General features: G+C 63.5%; 13 protein-coding genes. 2 read left to right on the top strand and 11 right to left on the bottom strand.

All coding sequences use genetic code 11. From position 1 onward, the window contains the following. Positions 1–49: 49 nt before the first annotated feature. Positions 50–1,408, bottom strand: a complete 1,359-nt coding sequence (locus tag OCW50_RS13255; RefSeq protein ID WP_262297862.1) for an MFS transporter — start codon at positions 1,406–1,408, stop codon at positions 50–52. A 67-nt stretch (positions 1,409–1,475) separates the two neighbouring features. Here OCW50_RS13255 and OCW50_RS13260 point away from each other — a divergent pair, with 67 nt between their 5' ends. Then, positions 1,476–1,925 carry a helix-turn-helix domain-containing protein gene (locus OCW50_RS13260; protein ID WP_262297863.1) on the top strand — a complete coding sequence of 150 codons (450 nt, stop codon included), beginning with the start codon at positions 1,476–1,478 and terminating at the stop codon, positions 1,923–1,925. Between the two features lie 81 nt (positions 1,926–2,006). Here the strand turns inward: OCW50_RS13260 and OCW50_RS13265 are convergent, their stop codons facing one another. From OCW50_RS13265 to OCW50_RS13310, 10 genes are all read right to left on the bottom strand, one after another. Next, positions 2,007–3,098 (bottom strand): sensor histidine kinase, encoded by a 1,092-nt coding sequence (locus OCW50_RS13265; RefSeq protein WP_262297864.1) that lies wholly within the window; start codon positions 3,096–3,098, stop codon positions 2,007–2,009. A gap of 2 nt (positions 3,099–3,100) precedes the next feature. Further along, positions 3,101–4,597, bottom strand: coding sequence for an ATPase domain-containing protein (locus OCW50_RS13270; RefSeq protein ID WP_262297865.1), 1,497 nt, complete (start codon positions 4,595–4,597; stop codon positions 3,101–3,103). Then, positions 4,569–4,937, bottom strand: coding sequence for a HigA family addiction module antitoxin (locus OCW50_RS13275; RefSeq protein WP_262271416.1), 369 nt, complete (start codon positions 4,935–4,937; stop codon positions 4,569–4,571). The genes OCW50_RS13270 and OCW50_RS13275 overlap by 29 nt, the downstream gene beginning before the upstream one ends. 212 nt (positions 4,938–5,149) lie before the next feature. Next, complete coding sequence (locus OCW50_RS13280) at positions 5,150–6,181, bottom strand: trans-3-hydroxy-L-proline dehydratase (RefSeq protein ID WP_262271415.1); 1,032 nt, start codon at positions 6,179–6,181, stop codon at positions 5,150–5,152. Between the two features lie 187 nt (positions 6,182–6,368). Continuing rightward, complete coding sequence (locus tag OCW50_RS13285; protein WP_262297866.1) at positions 6,369–7,463, bottom strand: ABC transporter ATP-binding protein; 1,095 nt, start codon at positions 7,461–7,463, stop codon at positions 6,369–6,371. Between the two features lie 11 nt (positions 7,464–7,474). Next, positions 7,475–8,314, bottom strand: coding sequence for a carbohydrate ABC transporter permease (locus OCW50_RS13290; RefSeq protein ID WP_262297867.1), 840 nt, complete (start codon positions 8,312–8,314; stop codon positions 7,475–7,477). A gap of 10 nt (positions 8,315–8,324) precedes the next feature. After that, positions 8,325–9,257 carry a carbohydrate ABC transporter permease gene (locus OCW50_RS13295; protein ID WP_262271411.1) on the bottom strand — a complete coding sequence of 311 codons (933 nt, stop codon included), beginning with the start codon at positions 9,255–9,257 and terminating at the stop codon, positions 8,325–8,327. Between the two features lie 64 nt (positions 9,258–9,321). Next, the gene (locus tag OCW50_RS13300; protein WP_373371383.1) at positions 9,322–10,587 is read right to left on the bottom strand and encodes an ABC transporter substrate-binding protein; all 1,266 of its coding nucleotides are present in this window, start codon (positions 10,585–10,587) and stop codon (positions 9,322–9,324) included. Between the two features lie 61 nt (positions 10,588–10,648). Further along, a complete protein-coding gene (locus tag OCW50_RS13305) occupies positions 10,649–11,821 on the bottom strand; it encodes a PLP-dependent transferase (RefSeq protein WP_262271410.1) in 1,173 nt (390 codons plus the stop codon). Next, the gene (locus OCW50_RS13310; protein WP_373371389.1) at positions 11,818–12,477 is read right to left on the bottom strand and encodes a FadR/GntR family transcriptional regulator; all 660 of its coding nucleotides are present in this window, start codon (positions 12,475–12,477) and stop codon (positions 11,818–11,820) included. Before OCW50_RS13310 ends, OCW50_RS13305 begins: the two co-directional genes overlap by 4 nt. 1,079 nt (positions 12,478–13,556) lie before the next feature. Between OCW50_RS13310 and OCW50_RS13315 the strand changes: the two genes are divergently transcribed. Further along, positions 13,557–16,895, top strand: a complete 3,339-nt coding sequence (locus OCW50_RS13315) for a M10 family metallopeptidase C-terminal domain-containing protein (RefSeq protein ID WP_262297868.1) — start codon at positions 13,557–13,559, stop codon at positions 16,893–16,895. The last annotated feature ends 113 nt before the right edge of the window (positions 16,896–17,008 follow it).

Here is a 17,008-nt window from a genome sequence, read left to right on the forward strand (position 1 = left end):
GCGCGGCTGGAATATCGCGATGAAGTCACTTGGGAAGTCACTTGGGAGGTCACTTGGAATGTCCGGTGCGCCACGCTGGTCTATCCTGACGAACACGATGGCGAGGCCGACTAAGTCTCAGTGCTGTCACCGGAAGGCGCGGCGCTGATCGGCCTGAGGGATTCGTCGGGTGTTGCCAGTCCATCGTTGGAAGCGCGGGTTTCAAGGCTTGAAGTCCCCTCGCGCAGCCCTTCAAGACCGCCGCACCCGCCATCGCGGCGGCAAGCGATGAGGTGATGGAGAAGAGCCCCTCGTAACCGTATGCCGCAACCAATGGTGAACTCGCGAGAGGCGAACAGAACTGGCCGATGAACACGGAGGCGGTCAGGATGCCTCCGGCCGTCCCCCTCCGGGAGAGCGGGGCAAGCCCCAGGGCGAGGGTGACGAAGCTCGGCGAGACCAGCGCATAGCCTACGCCGATGGCCGCGGCTCCGGCGAACCAAGCCGGAGGACTCATAGCACGGGCCAGCAACACGAAACCGAGGGCCATCACACCATACCCCAGAGCGAAAACGCCACCGTAGCCGATGGCCCTCTGGACCCGGCCATACAGCAGCGCCAGGCAGCCGCCGGAAAGCATCAGGCCTCCGAGCGCCGAGCCGGTCATCACTGGGCTGCTGTAGCGTGATTCTGCGAAGTAGAACGCCAACTGGGTCGGCATGACGAAGAAGATCATGTTCGTGGCGGCTTGAAGAAGCGCGAGCAGCCCGATGGCGAAACGCCATGATAAAGGATGGGAGGCGTTGCTCTCCAGGCGGGCATGGACGATAGGCGGGGTCCTCGGCGGATCGACGATGACCCTCCACATGAGAGGCAGGAAGAGCGCGGCCACTCCGTAGATGACGAAAGACAGACGCGGTGAGATCGCCGCAAACCATCCCGCGAGTGAGATGAACACCAGCCCCCCGAAGTTCCGGGCCGATATCTGTAGTCCCGACAGCGCGGTCCGATCGTCTCCGGTGAAGTAGTCGCCGACAAGCGCGGTCTGGGCCGTCATGATGAGGGCGACGGCCAGCCCCAGCACCAAGCGGCTGGCGAAGATGCTCGGGAGGTCGGGAAGGAACAGCCCCGCGCATCCCGCGGCGACGAAGAGGATGACCCCCGCCAGGAGCATCCGCCGCCGGCCGTACCGATCGGCGACGAGACCGGCGAACGGCGCGAGGATGGCGACGCTGATGGAGGGCGCCGGTACCAGCAGGCGTACCAGCATCGCAGCGTTCGGATCCTCGGCGAACAGGCGCTCGAGCCCGGGGAGCGCGGGACTGATCGTGGCATTGGCCATGGTCGTGAGCGATGCCGCCATCAGCAGCGAGATCGCTCGCGGGTCCCGCCAGACCTGCGTCTGTCTCGAAATCGTGGTGACGTTCATAGCTGACCTCTTGCTCGAAGTGACGATTCGAGACACGGTACGACTTCAAGTCGACTTGAGGTCAAGCATGGGAATGATGGATATCGGCGTGGTTGCTCAACGGTCAGGCGTACCACCTTCCACACTGCGCTACTACGAGGAGATCGGTCTGATCCGGTCGATCAGCCGGCATGGGCTACGGCGGCAGTTCGATGCCGACGTCCTCCTGAAGCTGTCCCTCATCGAACTCGGGAAAACGGCGGGCTTCTCCCTCACCGAGATCGCGGGCATGTTCGGGAAGGACGGCCGGCCTGACATTCCCCGCGATCAGCTGCACGCCAAGGCGGATGATTTGCAGCGGCAGATGCGCGACCTGCGCGTGCTGCGGGATGCCCTTCGGCACGTGGCCGAGTGCCCCGCCCCGTCGCACCTGGAATGCCCAACCTTCCGCAAGCTCCTGAAGGCAGCGACGCGCAGACGCGTCACCCGTCCGGCGTCCAGAGCATCGGGCGCGAAAGTGGGAACCGGTTTCGCGTGAAAAGATGCCTTGAAACAAAAGCTTGAAGCATCGGGCGCGAAACATGCCCCTGAAGATCATCGATCGGCGGGGAGCCGCGCCCTACGCGACCGGAGCATCGACCGTGCATACCACCCCTGTCGGCTCAAACGCGATCTCCACTTGGCCATCGAGATCCTGCGCGAGACTTCGCTCGATGAGGCGTGATCCGAAGCCGCGGCGAGAGGGAGCCTTCACAGGCGGACCGCCGCTTTCCGTCCAGCGCAGGCTCAGCCGGGGTTGCGCTCCCGCGCTCTGCTGCACCGTCCACGAGACGTCCACGATGCCGAGCTTGTTCGAGAGGGCGCCATACTTGACCGCGTTGGTCGCCAGTTCATGGAGAGCCATCGCCAGGGCCAACGACATGCGGGGCGTGAGCCGCACATGCGGCCCGGCAATGTGAAGCCGGTTCTCGTTCACGGCCTCGTAGGGCTCGAGCGCCCGCGTGACGACCTCGATCAGGTCGGCACCCTCCCAGCTCTCACGGGTGAGCACATCGTGCGCCCGCGAGAGGGCCAACAGCCGCATCTGAATGGCCTCTTTTGCCTGAGCGGACGTGACGTTCGTGCGCAGGGTCTGCATGACGATGGACTGCACCGTGGCCAGGGTGTTCTTCACGCGGTGGTTCAATTCGCCGATGAGCAATGCCTGGTGCTCGGCGGCGCGCCTCGCCTGGTCGAGCGCGGCCATCAGACGCTTTTCCGCCGTGTGCATTTCCTCCAGGCGCGCCCTCGCCTCGTATTGCCGCTCCCGGCCGCGCAGGGCCGTCCGCGCCACGCTGACCAGCGTCCCGGCGTGAAAGGGGCGCTCCAGGAAGGTCACGTTGCCGAGGATCTCGGTGAGGCGAGCGAGGGCCGGATTGCGTTCGACCCCTCCTCCACGCTGGGTCAGCAGCACGAAGGCAAAGTCGGACCAGGGCGGCTGGTCCGCCAACCAGCGGGACAGATCGCTCAAATCGGCCGTGCGGAACGTCTCGTCGGTAATGAGCGCGAAGCCGGCTCCCCGCTCGAGCTCCCGGACCAGCCCCGGCAGGTCGGGGCAGACCTCAGCGGCAATCCCCACCGCGCGCAGAAGATCGGCGGCAACAGCAGAATCCCGCCCATGCGGGGCCAGGATGAGAGCCCGCATGGAGTGCAGATGAGACACGGCGTCCATGCTCAGCGATCTTCGAGCAGGGAGGCGCGGTCCTCCTCCGCCATCACCGGCACGCCGCGCAGCACGCCCTGGAAGCTCCTGAGCGGCGCGCCGATGGCAATCCCGCTGCCGTCGACCCGCATCTCGCGGATGGTGCTCTCATGCGAGCCGAAGCGCTTCTTGATGACGGACAGGGCCCGCCGCACCTGGCCGAAGGCCTCGAAGTAGCGCAGCAGGATCACCGTATCGGCCAGGTAGGTGACGTCGACCGGCGCCTTCATGTCGCCGACGAGCCCGTGCTGCGCCACGAGCAGGAAGGTCGAGGCGCCCTGCCGGTTCAGGTATTGCAGCAGCTCATGCATGTGCAGGATCAGAAACTGCTCCTCCGGCATGGCCGCCTGGTAGCCGTTGAGGCTGTCGATCACGATGGTCTTGACCTCATGCTCATCCACCTGGGTCCGGACCCGGTGCGTGAACTCGCCCGGCGAGAGTTCGGCGGCGTCGACCTGCTCGATGAACAGGTTGCCGGCCGCGCGCATCGCCTCCAGGTCGATGCCCATCAGCCTGGTGCGGTCGAGCAGGAGACCGAGCTCCTCGTCGAAAACGAGCAACGCCGCCTTCTCGCCCCGCTGAACGGCGGAGACCGCGAACTGCACCGCGAGGAGCGACTTGCCGCTTCCGGCCGGACCCATGACCAAGGTGCTGGAGCCCCGCTCGATGCCGCCGCCCAGCAGAGCATCGAGTTCCCTGATCCCGCTGGTGAGCACGTCGCGGGCAAAGCCCGTCTTGTGCTCCCCCGACACCAGGCGCGGGAACACCTGGACCCCACCCTCGGCGATCGTGAAGTCGTGATAGCCGCCTCGGAAGCTCTGGCCGCGATACTTGACCACCCGCAGACGACGGCGTTCGGCCCCATAGATCGGCGTCATCCCCTCCAGGCGGATCACCCCATGGGCGATGCTGTGCACGGTCTTGTCGTTGGTGTCCGTGGTCAGGTCGTCGAGCATCAGGACCGTTGCCCCCTGCTGGGCGAAGTAGTGCTTCATCGCCAGGATCTGCCGGCGGTAGCGCAGCGAACTCTGGGCCAGGAGGCGGATCTCGGACAGGCTGTCCAGGACGATGCGCACCGGCTTGGCCCGGTCGATGGCCGCGAACACCGCCTTGGTGGTCTCGCCGAGCTCGAGATCGGACGAGTACAGGAGGCTCTGCTGATGTTCCTCGTCGAGCAGGCTTTCGGGCGGCACGAGCTCGAACACATGGATGGCAGCGTCCAGGGACCAGCCGTGGGAGGCCGCACCGTTGCGAAGCTCCTGCTCGGTCTCGGAGAGGGTGATGTAGAGGCCTGTCTCGCCCACCTTGGCGCCTTCCAGCAGGAACTGGAGCGCGATGGTGGTCTTGCCGGTGCCGGGGCTGCCCTCCAGGAGATAGACGTGCCCTGGCGCGAGGCCGCCGACGAGAACGTCGTCGAGCCCCTCGACTCCGGTTTTCGCCTTAGGGCGGGGCTTGAATGGTGTGGTCATTCGAAAGTCCGATCTCGGCCAGGATGACCGGAGGCAGGATGTGGGTTGGGATCAGCGTCAACACCCCGGCCAGGGCCTGCTCGGCATGCCAGAGATCATAGCGCTGCTGGAGATCGAGCCAAAGCCGTGGGGCGGTTCCCGACAGGCGGGCCAGGCGGGTCGCCATCTCGGGGCTGACCGCGGCCGTGCCGGCGAGAACCCGGTGGAGCGTCTGGCGGGCGATGCGAAGTTCGCGGGCGGCTTGGCTTACGGAAAGGCCGAGCCCGGGCAGCACCTGATCGCGCAGCATGCCACCGGGATGGAGCGGAGCCTGAGGGCAGGCATCGCGTGGTGAGGCCATGATCCTGCTTTCGGCAAGGCGGATTGTAGCGTTATGGGTGACAGCGGCCAGAAAGCAAGAGGAAGCCCTGGAAGACCAGACCTGTTTCCACTCACGTGGAATCATCTCTTGTCTTTGCCGAGCCGCATTTTTTGACGGTGAACCGGATCCACTTCACCGAAAAATGCTCTAGCGCATCGCGCGGACCAGAAGTCTGGCTGTCCAGGGGGCGCCTACTTGAGCATCGGCCAAGTGTCGGACAGCTTGTACCCTCCGGGAAACGGGTCGGACGGGTCGAGCATGAGTTGGGAGGTTCCGGCGATCCATGCGCGCCCGGAAATTGACGGAACGATCGCCGTCTGTCCAGCCACCGTCGTCTCACGCACGATCCTGCCGATGAACTGGGTATCGATGATCGAGACGCCGGTCAGCGTCTCCCCTTCCTTGAGCAGGCCGCGGGCATGCAGGATCGCCATCCGGGCCGATACCGCCGTGCCGGTCGGCGACCGATCAATCTTGCCTGGCTGAATGGCGACCGCCGAGCGCGACATCAATCGTCCGTTCTCCCGATACAAGGGCCCGGCGAAAGCGCAGAAGGAGATATGATTCCATCCGGTGTCCTCGGGATGGGAGAAGCCCAGTTGCTCGTTGGCGGCATTGGTGATCCTGATGCCGATTTCGGCCAGTGCGCGGGCCTCGTCCGCGACCAGCCTGAAGCCGAGCGTCTCGGCCTCGACGACCACGAAGCTGTCGCCGCCATAGGCGGTATCGACCGTCATCGTACCCAGCCCCGGCACTTCCAGCGTCGCATCGAGCCTGGCGGCGAAGCTCGGCACGTTCGTGACCGTGATCCGCTCAGCCTTGCCGTTGCGGCACTCCGCGACGACCTCCACCAACCCCGCGGGAGCCTCCAGGACCATGCGGGTTTCCGGCTCGGTCATGGGGATGATGCCGCTGTCCAGCAGGACGGTTGAGACGCAGATCGCGTTGGAGCCGGACATGGGAGGCGTATCCTCCGGCTCCATGATGATCCAGCCCATCTGCGCCCTGGGGTTCTTGGGGGGTACCAGCAGGTTCACGTGACGGAAGACGCCGCCGCGCGGCTCGTTGAGGACGAAATTCCGCAACGTCTTGTCCTGTGCGATCCAGCGTGACTGTTCCCATACGGTCTCTCCGGGCGGAGGCGCGACACCACCGACGATCACGTCGCCCACTTCGCCTTCGGCATGGCAACTGACCACGTGGATGATTTTCGAGGAGCGCATCGTTCGGTTTCCTTAAAGCATCGGACGTGAAAAGTGGACTTGCACTTTTGGGATCCATCCGATGCTTTCTTCTTGAATGAGAGCATCGGTCAGAACGGACCCAGCGGGCCGCGCCAGCGAAAACCGGATCCTGTTCCCCGAAAAATGCTCTGGGCCCTGCCACTCAAAGCAGAGAAATCCGCGCTTTCTAAGGAGAGACGGCCTGATCCGGAAGCCTTTGACCTGTTTGGGCATCGAAAATGTGGAGCTTGGGCGCGGGCAGGCTGAAGGCGACGTCCGTGCCGATCTGGTAATGCGCCCGCTCCAGCACGAATGCCTTCAGAGCGGAAGAGACGGTTCTGATATGGAGGATCGTCCCTAGGCCCATCGGCTCCACCAGCTCGATTTGACCCGTATGATCCCCCTCCCCCCTCGTCGACACCTGGACGTCCTCAGGGCGCACCCCGACCCTCACGGCTTGGCCATCCCGGCCCTGGATACGATCGGAGACCGGCATCGTCTCGCCTGACCCGAGGGCGACGAACCGACGTTCGCCGTCACCATGCAGGGTGCCGTCGAGCACATTGATGGCAGGCGACCCGATGAAGCTGGCGACGAACAGGTTCGTGGGGCGCTCGTAAAGATCGAGCGGCGTTCCAACCTGCTGGACGGCGCCTGCGTTCATCGCGACGATCCGGTCGGCGAGGGTCATGGCCTCCACTTGGTCGTGGGTCACATAGATCGACGTCGTGCCGAGCTCCCGGTGGAGCTTCTTGATCTCCACGCGCATCTGTTCGCGAAGACGCGCATCGAGATTGGACAGCGGCTCATCGAACAGGAACGCCTTCGGCTTGCGCACGATGGAGCGCCCCATCGCGACGCGCTGCCGCTGTCCCCCCGACAGGGTGCGGGGCTTTCGGTCGAGGAAGGACTCGAGCCCCAGTTTGGCGGCGGCCGCATTCACGACCTGGGCCATCCGCTCCGAAGGCGTTCCTCGCAATTTGAGGCTGTAGCTCATGTTGTCGCGAACCGTCATGTGCGGATAGAGGGCATAGGACTGGAACACCATGGCGATATCCCGGTCCTTCGGCGCCAGTTCGTTCACAACCCTCCCGGCGATGCGGATGTCCCCGCGGGTGATGCCCTCCAGTCCTGCGATCATGCGCAGGAGCGTGGACTTGCCGCATCCCGAAGGCCCGACCAGCACGACGAACTCCCCATCCTGGATCGACAGGTCGACCTCGTGAAGGACAGGAACGGCCCCATAGGACTTGCCGACACCCTGAATATCGATGGAAGCCATGATGCTAACCCTCAGCCTTTGACCGCGCCCGCCGTCAGACCCCGGACGAGATAGCGTTGAATGAGAAGGAAGAAGAGGCATGCGGGGATCAGGGCCAGGATGCCTGCCGCCATCATCTGCCCGAAATCGACCGAGAACTTCGACACGAAGCTGAGCAGACCAACCGGAAACGTGCTCGCATCGGCCTTCGACACCAGCATGAGGGCGAAGAGCAGCTCGCTCCAGGCTGCCGTGAAAACGAAGCCCAGGGTTGCAGCAATGCCCGGCAGAGTGAGCGGGAGGATGATCTGCCGAAAGGCACGGAAGCGCGAAGCGCCGTCGATCATCGCAGCCTCCTCCAGATCCTTCGGGATCCCGTCGAAGAACGACTGCATCAGGAAGGTCGCGAACGGCACGTTGAAGGCCGTGTAGACGATGACGAGACCGGTGAGGCTGTTGGTGAGACCGAGCGGCGAGAAAAGCTTGAAGATCGGAGCCACCAGCATGACGAGCGGAAACATCTGGGTGATGAGCATCAGCCCGACGAGCCACATCTTGCCGCGGAAATCGAACCGTGACATCGCATAGCCCGAAAGAGCAGCGATCAGCGTCACCGTCGCGGCCGTGCTGCCCGAGACGATCAGGCTGTTCTTGAAGAACAGCGGAAAGTCGCTATGGGCGAGGACGAACGTGTAGTGTGCCAGGGAAGAGCGGGAAGGCCAGAGCCGGATGCCCTCGCTGTAGAGAAGGTTGTTCGGCGTGACAGAAACCTTGAGCAGCCAGTAGAGGGGAAAGAGCGCGAAAGCGACATAGAGGGCGAGCAGCCCATAGTGAAGGATCCAGTACGGGGTGCTGCGGGCGGACGATGTCATAGGGCTCTCCTCATCGCCTCAGCAGGGACTGCCGCATCAGGATGATGACGAAGGAATAGGCCAGCAGAAGCCCGAGCAGCACCATCGCGATCGCGGATGCGTAGCCGAAATCGAGGCGCCGGAATGCCTGCGTGAAGATGTAGCTCGAAACGATCTGCGTCTGATCCGCGGGTCCGCCATTGGTCATGACGATGATCAGATCGGCGAAGTTCGCAATCCAGATGGTCCGCAGCATGACCGTAATCGCGATGGTGGGCGCCAGGAACGGAAGGGTGATGTCGATGAAGCGCCGCCAGGCACCGGCGCCATCGATGGCGGCCGCTTCATAGATATCCTGCGGGATCGATTGCAGGGCCGCAAGCAGCGTGATGGCAAAGAACGGGATGCCCCACCAGACATTGGCGACGATCGGCCCCCAGATCGCGAGATGGGGGTCCGACAGAATGTTCTCGGGAGCAGGCAGGATTCCGAGGGCCGCCATCCAGTGCGGCAGGGGACCGACAACAGGGTTGAACAGCCAGGCCCAGTTCAGGCCGGATAGAAACGTCGGCACTGCCCAGGGCAGAAAAACCAATGCCTGGATGACGCCGCGCCCCGGAAAAGAATTGTTGAGGAGGAGTGCCAGCACGAGGCCGAAGGCAAATTGCAGGACAACCGAAGCCAAGGTCCAAACAAGGGTGTTCCTCATGGAAAGCCAGAACGCCGCATCCGTCCAGAGAGTCCGGAAATGCTCGAGACCGACGAAGCCGCCGCTGAAGGGGTTGATCAGCTGCATGTCCCGAAACGCGTAGGACAAGCCGATCGTCAGCGGCACGAGCATGATGACCGCAATCAGGACGACCGAGGGAGCGATGTACAGGTAAGGCTCGAGGCCTGACACGAGCCTGCGCAGCGGCGCACGCCGGCGGCCTGCAGCCTCCTCGTATAGGGGCATCGTTGACATGCGGCGCTCCTTGACAGGACAAAACAAGCGGACGGCGCGGCTCGGACGCCGCGCCGATCCGGATTCATTTGCTCGAAGCAAGGTGCTTCTTCTGTGCCTTCGTCATGTAATCGGCCCACTGAGCCGCCATGTCCTTCGGGGCGAGCTGGCCAAGAAGAGCCTGCTGGCTGGTCTTCACCGCGAGCGAGTCCGCGAAGAAGGCGAATTCCTGCAGGTAGGTCGGCATGATCGTCGGGACGACATTCTTGTCGGCGAGTTCCTCGAACCATCCCTTGAACTGCGGGCCGGAATAGAACGGATCGTTCTCGGCCGACTTGTAGATCGGCAGCGCACCCGTTTTCTTGTTCCAGGCGATATTGCCCTCAGGGCCGGCGAGCGCAGCAAGCAGCTTCCAGGACAGCTCCTTGTTCTTGCTGTTCGCGAACATAGACCAACCCGCATAGCCCAGCGTCGGGAAGGCCTTGCCTGCTGGGCCCTTGGGGAAAGGCGCGACTCCGTATTCCTCCGGCTTCATGCGCTCGGCGATGGCGATCAGTGCATCAGGATCCTGATCGAGCATGGCGCAGGTGCTGGAGTAGAACCCGGCGACGATCTCGTTGAAGCCCCAGTTCACGCTGTCCTTCGGAGCGTAGCCCTTCTTGTAGAGATCGGTGAGATAGGCGAGGCCTTTCACCCATCCCTCATCGGCGAAGGTCGAGGTCCCGTCCTGCTTGAAGAAGGCGTTGTCGCCGGCCATCGTGGCGCCGAACATCACCCAGCCGTTCAGGCCGCCGGGACCACCCCGCAGGCAGTAGCCGTACTTGCCCGGGATGGCCGAAACCTTCTTGGAGACCTCCTCGAACTCCGTCAGGGTCTTCGGCGGCTCCTTCACGCCGGCCTGCTCGAAAAGCTTCTTGTTGTAGAACATGGCTCTCAGATAGAAGCCGTAGGGTATCGTGTAGGCGGTATTCTTGACGCTGCGACCGACCTCCAGGGCTCTCTCGTTCAACCCGCCCGTATGGGCCCAAGCCTTCAGGTAAGGCTCGAGGCTCTCCAGGGCGCCGTTGTTCGCGTAGAGCGAAAGCCACCGATCCGGCATCTCGACAACGTCCGGCGTATCGCCGGCGGACACCATGGTGGCGAATTTCTCGAAGGCTTGGCTCCAGGGCAGAGACGTGATTTCCACCTTCACGCCGGGGTTTGCCTCCTCGAAACCCTTCACGATGCCCTTGAGCGTTTCTGTCCGCTCGGGGCTGGTGATGACTTCCGTGAGCTTCAGGGTGGTCTGGGCAAGGGCGCTGCCGACGAAGGTCGTGGCGAGCGCAGTAGCGAGCAGCAGGCGTTGGATCATGGTCTTCCCTCTGTTTTGATCTTGTCTCGAACGTGTTCGACCGCTCCTGACGACAGTTTGGTTAGCTCATCTTCGCCTCCCTGATGGCCTGTGAGAGATCGGCCACGAGGGCATCCTGGCCCTCGAGGCCCACATGAAGCCGCACGACACGATCGGAGACGCCGAAATCGATCGCCGAATTGGGCCCTGCCGCCTGGGCCCGGACCACCTGGGCAGGCACCACAAGGCTCTCATGTCCGCCCCAGCTCACGCCGAGCTTGAAAAACCGGAGCGAGTCCGCGAACCGGGCGATGTCGACGCTGCCGTCGAACTCGAACGAGAACAGGCCGGATGTGCCTTGCAGCCCGTCGAGCAGCCCATTGCTCAGGCCGGGATGATAGACCGCCACCACGTCCGGTCGCTTCGCGAGCTCGCGCGCCACGTGCAGACCCGCTGCCTCATGGGCTCTCATGCGGATCGGCAAGGTGCGAAGACCACGCAGCAGAAGCCATGCATCGAATGGGGACAGCTTGCCGCCGAGGTAGGGATAAATGCGGGATCGGATCTCTCCAATGAGCCCACCCGAGCCCACGACGACGCCCGCCACCACGTCGCTGTGGCCGCCGATATATTTCGAGGCGGAATGGACCACAAGGTCGACCCCGAGGGTCAGCGGCTGCTGGAAGATGGGGCTCGCCCAGCTGTTGTCGATGATCGAGATCGCACCATTTTCGCGTGCGATTCCGGCAAGCGCCGCTACGTCGTGGACATGCATGAGCCAGCTCGTCGGGCTCTCCATGTAGAAGAGCCTGGCGCCGGGCAGGGCGCGTCTGACTGCGTCATGGTCACGACCATCCACATAGTCGACCGTCACGTTCATCCGCTTGAGGTAGGTCTGGAAGAGCCGGTACGCGTCAGGATAGACGTGCTCCACGCATACGATCCGGTCGCCCGGCTGGACGAATGCCAGGACGGTAGAGGCGATGGCCGCCATGCCGCTGGCAAATCCGATGGCATCATCCCCGCATTCCAGGGCGGCCATTTTCTCTTCGAACAGACGAACCGTGGGATTGAGCCCGCGGGTGTAGGTGGGGCGCACCTTCTGGCCGCGATAGGTTTCCTCCATCTCGGCATATGAGCTGAAGGTAAAGAGAGAGGTTTGCGCGATCGGAGGCACGACAGCCTCGTAGGCATGCTCGCCATCATGGGCAAGGATGGCCATGGCACGGGCCAGTGGATCGACGGAGGTGCTCATCTGATCATGTCCTTGATATCCTCCTCCACGATGGCGAGGATCGAAAGCGTCTTGAAGCGGGCTGCATCCGGATCCTTGGCCGCGATGGCCTCGAACAGCTCGCGATGGAACGGAAAGGATCGGGCGGCGAAATCCACCCGGACCCGCGACATGCCGAACAGCGTCTGCACGCTCTCCCGCATTTGCGACAGGAGCTGGTTGAAGATCGGATTGCCGCTGGCGTCATAGATCGAGAGATGAAATGCCAGGTCCTCGGGGCCAGCGCAGCCTTTCTCGCGGTGAACGGCCTCCATGATCAGGAGCTTGGATTCGATCCGCTCGAGATCGGCGGCACCGGCCCGCATGGCCGCGAGGGCGCTTGCCTCGACTTCCAGGCCACGGCGAACCTCCAGCATCTGGAGAAGGCCGTTCTGCCCGCTGTCGACCGCAAGCGGAAGGTGCATGGTCTCGGGCGAGATCCGACGCAGGAGGTAAGTGCCACTGCCCCTGCGGCTCTCGACCACCCCGAGTGCCTGCCAGTGACGGATAACCTCGCGAATCGTGGAACGGCCGACCGAGAGCTCACCCATCAACTCACGCTCGGGAGGCAGGCAATCTCCCGGCTGCAGATTCGAATGGCCGATATACTCGGCGATGGCCTGCATCGCGCCCGACATGCGTGCGGACGTGGTGCGACGGACCTGAGTTCCCCATTCTGGTTCCACTGCGCCCCAGCCTCCGATACCGAGCTGCGTCACCCCGAAGCAGACGCGCTCCGGAATTGGTCTGACAACTTTGAGGCTGGATCAGCGCGTCCTCGATGTCAAGACAAGGCGTGACAATGAAGGTGCGGTCCCCGGTTGAAGGCGGTCCGACGTCACCGGTCAGGAGACGACCTCACGAGCCGCCTCGACGGGCGCAAGGAGAACGGCTCTGCCTGATCTTCGTGTCTGTGTTGCGTGGCGAGCCTCTGGATCCCGGCGGGGTTGGCTGCCGGTGGGATCTCGGCCCATCATGAAACGCTGTATCGGCGGGTCAGGAAGGTCGGGCAGGATTTCACGGGGCGCAACCGTGGGGCGTCGCCCCGCGGACCATGGCAGGTAGCGGGTGCCGGAATCAGCCTATGGGGCACTGCAGGCACCGGGGCTCAACCGATGATGCGTCGAACAGAGATCAACCAGATGCAGCCCCGGGAGGGCGCCAGAAAGCGACGCAGATCAGAAGATCGGGCGCACCGTTTCGGGTCAATCCATGACAGGGCGCACCTTCTTTCTCCGCCAGACAACACCGAATTCCGCCGCGCATCTCCACTCGCAGTCCCGATCCCTCGAAGCCGAGATGGCGAATACCGCCGCCGGCCTCACAGTTGCCGATCGTGAACGCGCGACTGCGATGATGACGTCAGCACGGCATTCGCTTCTGTTCGGCTCCGAGCAACGGGCCGTCGTTCACGGCCCAATCGGCCTCATGCCCGCTTGAGCAGGGCTTAAGCTTTTTCGATCAGTCACTTACTCCGCCGCTTGTGGCCTTTACTGCCGAACCTCTTCGTCATGTCCGCGTGCGATGCGAATCCTCCCGACGTCTTTCGAGAAAAAAGGGTACTTCCTCAGGGGTAGACAAGTCAAAAATTCCGGACACATTACTTGCGAAGCGTGAAGGGCTGACAGGCACGCGCAACGCATGCCTGGGGGACATTGGTACGTCAAACCAGCGCGGCCTCGCGGCAGCGCACAATCAGTCAGAGAGGAACCCCGAGATGCCGCAACCGAGCCAAGCCAGCGATCAGTGGTGGGTCAACGATCAGACGCCGGACAACCCTTATGGCAAGAGCGAGGACTACGAGTCCTTTCTGGGCTATCTGGGCGCCTTGGGCCGCAGCCTGACCCCCGCGCTCGCGGCAGGAACGCTGAGGATCAACGTCTACGAACTCAATGACCACCCCGACTATAAGGCGGCCGCGATCGGAGCCCTTCAGATGTGGTCCGCGGTCACACCACTGAAATTCGAGATCGTCGACGACGCGTCGTTCAACCGCGCAACGGACTGGATCGAGGTCGTCAGCCCGGAGCTGGGAGAAGCTGACGAGGGCAGCGCCTATTCGAGCAACCGCTATGTCAGCATCGGTCAGCGTTTCCACGACACCGAACCCAACAAGACGGACGTGGGCGGGTACGTCTTCGATTCCTTCATCCATGAATTCGGCCATGAGTTCGGCCTCAACCACCCGGGGCTCTACAATTACAGCGGCCCCGGAGGCGTGCAGATCAACTATCTGAACAACGCGACCTGGACCTATGATCGCCAGCAATACAGCGTCATGTCCTATTTCGATGGGATCGACGTCGGCGAGACCAGCCGCTGGTCCGCCTCGTCGCCGCTCATGGCCGACATTGAGGCTGTCATTCGCCGCTTTTTCTCCACCGTCGACGCGAACGGGGTGCGCACCTATCAGCAGATCGACCTGAACACCGGCGACAACGTCTATGGCTTCGGCAGCACGCAGCTCGGCTATCAGCTGACCTCCTCCGGCATGCGCCATGACATCGGCTTTGCGATCCATGATACGGGCGGAACGGACACGATCGACTTCTCCGGCTCGACGGCGGGAACGATCCTCGACTTGCGTCCGGGACGTTTCTCCAGCGTCAACGGACACAGCAACAACGTCTCCATTTTCGCCGGCCACAACGCGGATGGAACCGGCTATTACATCGAGAACGGCGTCGGCAGCCGGTATGACGACATCCTGATCGGCAACGACGGCGCCAACGTCCTGGACGGGCGCGGCGGGGCTGACCGCATGGCGGGCAACGGCGGCGACGATATCTATTTCGTCGATTCGCTCGACGACATCGTCCGGGAGGAAGTCAATGGGGGCAACGACACGGTCATCCTCCTCTCCAGGGACTTGAGGATCAGGACGATCGCCAACGTCGAAAGCATCATCTACGCCGACGTGTCGACCCTTCAGCCCGGTGGCGGCGGCGAGACCCCGCCCAGTGCCGGCGACAACACGCTGACAAGCATTACCTTCGGCGACAATGGAAATAACACGCTCGATGGCGGCGCCGGGGACGACACGATTTTCGGGCAGGGAGGCGACGACCTCATCATCGGCGGCCGCGACTCGCTCGCCAGCCGGGATATCAACAACACGATCGATGTGGAAGATCTCGCAGACCAGACCGAGAGCGACGACGGCAACGATGCGCTCTACGGCGGCCGCGGCAACGACACCCTTCTCGGTGGCCAAGGCAATGACATCCTCGATGGCGGCGACGGCGACGACACGCTGAGCGGCCAGGACGGCGTGGATGTCTTCAGGGGCGGCGCGGGCGTCGACACGGTCGATTACAGCAAGGAAAGCCCTTTCCAGCTGCTCGTCAACCTGGCGACCAATACCGCCAGCGGCGGCACCGCGTCGGGTGACACGTTCGACAGCATCGAGAACCTGATCGGCTCCGACGATCGCATCGACCGGTTCATCGGCACATCCGCGGCAAACCACTTCTGGGGACGTGGCGGCGGCGATTACTTCAACGGCGGCGGCGGCAACGACATCCTGGATGGCGGCAACGACGGCGACATCCTTTACGGAGAAGCCGGGAACGATACGATCATCGGCGGCGCCGGCCAGGATTACCTGGATGGCGGCTCCGGCACCGACACGGTCGTCTACACTGGCAGCTCCGATGGCGTCACGATTGATCTTGCGAACGGCACGGCCAGCGGCGGCGACGCTGACGGTCCGGTGCAGATCGTCGGCCGAGGCACGACGATCCGGCACGATATTCTTGCCGGCTTCGAGAATGCCGTCGGCTCGTCCTTCGACGACCATCTCATCGGCAATGCCCGGGCCAACAAGCTCTCGGGTGGTGCGGGCAACGACACGTTGACCGGTGGCGGCGGGGCCGACAGATTGATCGGCGGAGCCGGCAGCGACACGGCGGATTATGCCGGCGCGACGAGCGGCGTCAGGCTTACTCTTGCTGGGGGCAAGTCTGGCGGAGATACTTATGTGTCCATCGAAAATCTGGCAGGTTCAGGACACAACGACCGACTGACCGGCAACAATGCCGCCAACGTATTGACCGGCCAAGGCGGAAACGACACGATCGACGGCGGCCGCGGCGACGACATCCTGCTCGGCGACTTCGCCTATCAGGGCGACGCGCCCCCTCGCCCGGGGCTCGGAACCGGCTATGCCACGCTGGGACCGGATGCGACGAACAACTCGATCGCCACCGCGTTCGACCTCTCCAACAACTTCTCCCTCGCCGGCGATCCCGACATCTTCGATTCGACGACGGTTCTTCATACGACCGTCAACGCCACCGGAACCGGCCAGGGCGGATACTACAAGATCGATCTGGCGGCCGGCACCGTCATCACCATCGACATCGACGGCATCGCCGATCCGAACGTCCATGACAGTTGGCTCAGGCTGCTCGACAGCAGCGGCAACATCATCGCCCAGAACGACGACGGCGGCAGTGATCCCGGCTCCACAAGCAACCGTGACTCGAGCCTGGTATTCGTCGTCAAGGAGACCGGTACCTATTACATCCTAGAGGGCAGCTGGTCAGACACGGCGCCGGGCGACGGCTGGTCCGAAGCCGTGCCGCAAGGCTCGACCTACAAGGTGAACGTGTCGGTCGAGTTCCCCCCTGCGCCGGCTCAGCCGGGCGTTGCTGGAGCCGATAAGCTCAACGGCGGCAGCGGCAGCGATCTGCTGGACGGCGGTCTGGGAGCCGACACGCTCACCGGCGGCGCGGGAGAGGACAGCTTCCGCTTCTCGACGGCGCTCGGGAACGGCAACGTCGACCGGATCACGGACTTCAAGGTCAGCGATGACACGTTCCTGCTGGACAACCTCATCTTCGGGAACGTGGGTGGCGATGGCGCTCTCGCCCTGGGGGCGTTCCACAAAAGCAAGGCGGGCGTTGCTCATGACGCCGACGATCGGATCATCTACGATACCGATAGCGGGGCCCTGTTCTACGACGCCGACGGGTCGGGACAGGGTGCAGCCGTTCAGTTTGCGCGGCTGAGCAAAAACCTGAATGTCGCGGCGACCGACTTCGTCATCATCTAACCCATACCCTGGCGGGGCGCTTCCAGGCGCCCCGCCTTCTCGTTGGATGGCAATCCGTCTCTCGTGTCCGAACCACACGCGGAGCGGCAAAAGCCCCAATGCGCCAGTCCTGC

It is taken from the genome of Microvirga sesbaniae (genome assembly GCF_025460805.1).
Lineage (GTDB): Bacteria > Pseudomonadota > Alphaproteobacteria > Rhizobiales > Beijerinckiaceae > Microvirga > Microvirga sesbaniae.

Excerpts from the sequence above, each read along its gene's own strand:
- OCW50_RS13255 (WP_262297862.1), bottom strand. The coding sequence starts at position 1,408 with ATGAACGTCACCACGATTTCGAGACAGACGCAGGTCTGGCGGGACCCG.
- OCW50_RS13260 (WP_262297863.1), top strand. The coding sequence starts at position 1,476 with ATGGGAATGATGGATATCGGCGTGGTTGCTCAACGGTCAGGCGTACCA.
- OCW50_RS13265 (WP_262297864.1), bottom strand. The coding sequence starts at position 3,098 with ATGGACGCCGTGTCTCATCTGCACTCCATGCGGGCTCTCATCCTGGCC.
- OCW50_RS13270 (WP_262297865.1), bottom strand. The coding sequence starts at position 4,597 with ATGACCACACCATTCAAGCCCCGCCCTAAGGCGAAAACCGGAGTCGAG.
- OCW50_RS13275 (WP_262271416.1), bottom strand. The coding sequence starts at position 4,937 with ATGGCCTCACCACGCGATGCCTGCCCTCAGGCTCCGCTCCATCCCGGT.
- OCW50_RS13280 (WP_262271415.1), bottom strand. The coding sequence starts at position 6,181 with ATGCGCTCCTCGAAAATCATCCACGTGGTCAGTTGCCATGCCGAAGGC.
- OCW50_RS13285 (WP_262297866.1), bottom strand. The coding sequence starts at position 7,463 with ATGGCTTCCATCGATATTCAGGGTGTCGGCAAGTCCTATGGGGCCGTT.
- OCW50_RS13290 (WP_262297867.1), bottom strand. The coding sequence starts at position 8,314 with ATGACATCGTCCGCCCGCAGCACCCCGTACTGGATCCTTCACTATGGG.
- OCW50_RS13295 (WP_262271411.1), bottom strand. The coding sequence starts at position 9,257 with ATGTCAACGATGCCCCTATACGAGGAGGCTGCAGGCCGCCGGCGTGCG.
- OCW50_RS13300 (WP_373371383.1), bottom strand. The coding sequence starts at position 10,587 with ATGATCCAACGCCTGCTGCTCGCTACTGCGCTCGCCACGACCTTCGTC.
- OCW50_RS13305 (WP_262271410.1), bottom strand. The coding sequence starts at position 11,821 with ATGAGCACCTCCGTCGATCCACTGGCCCGTGCCATGGCCATCCTTGCC.
- OCW50_RS13310 (WP_373371389.1), bottom strand. The coding sequence starts at position 12,477 with ATGTCGGGCGCGATGCAGGCCATCGCCGAGTATATCGGCCATTCGAAT.
- OCW50_RS13315 (WP_262297868.1), top strand. The coding sequence starts at position 13,557 with ATGCCGCAACCGAGCCAAGCCAGCGATCAGTGGTGGGTCAACGATCAG.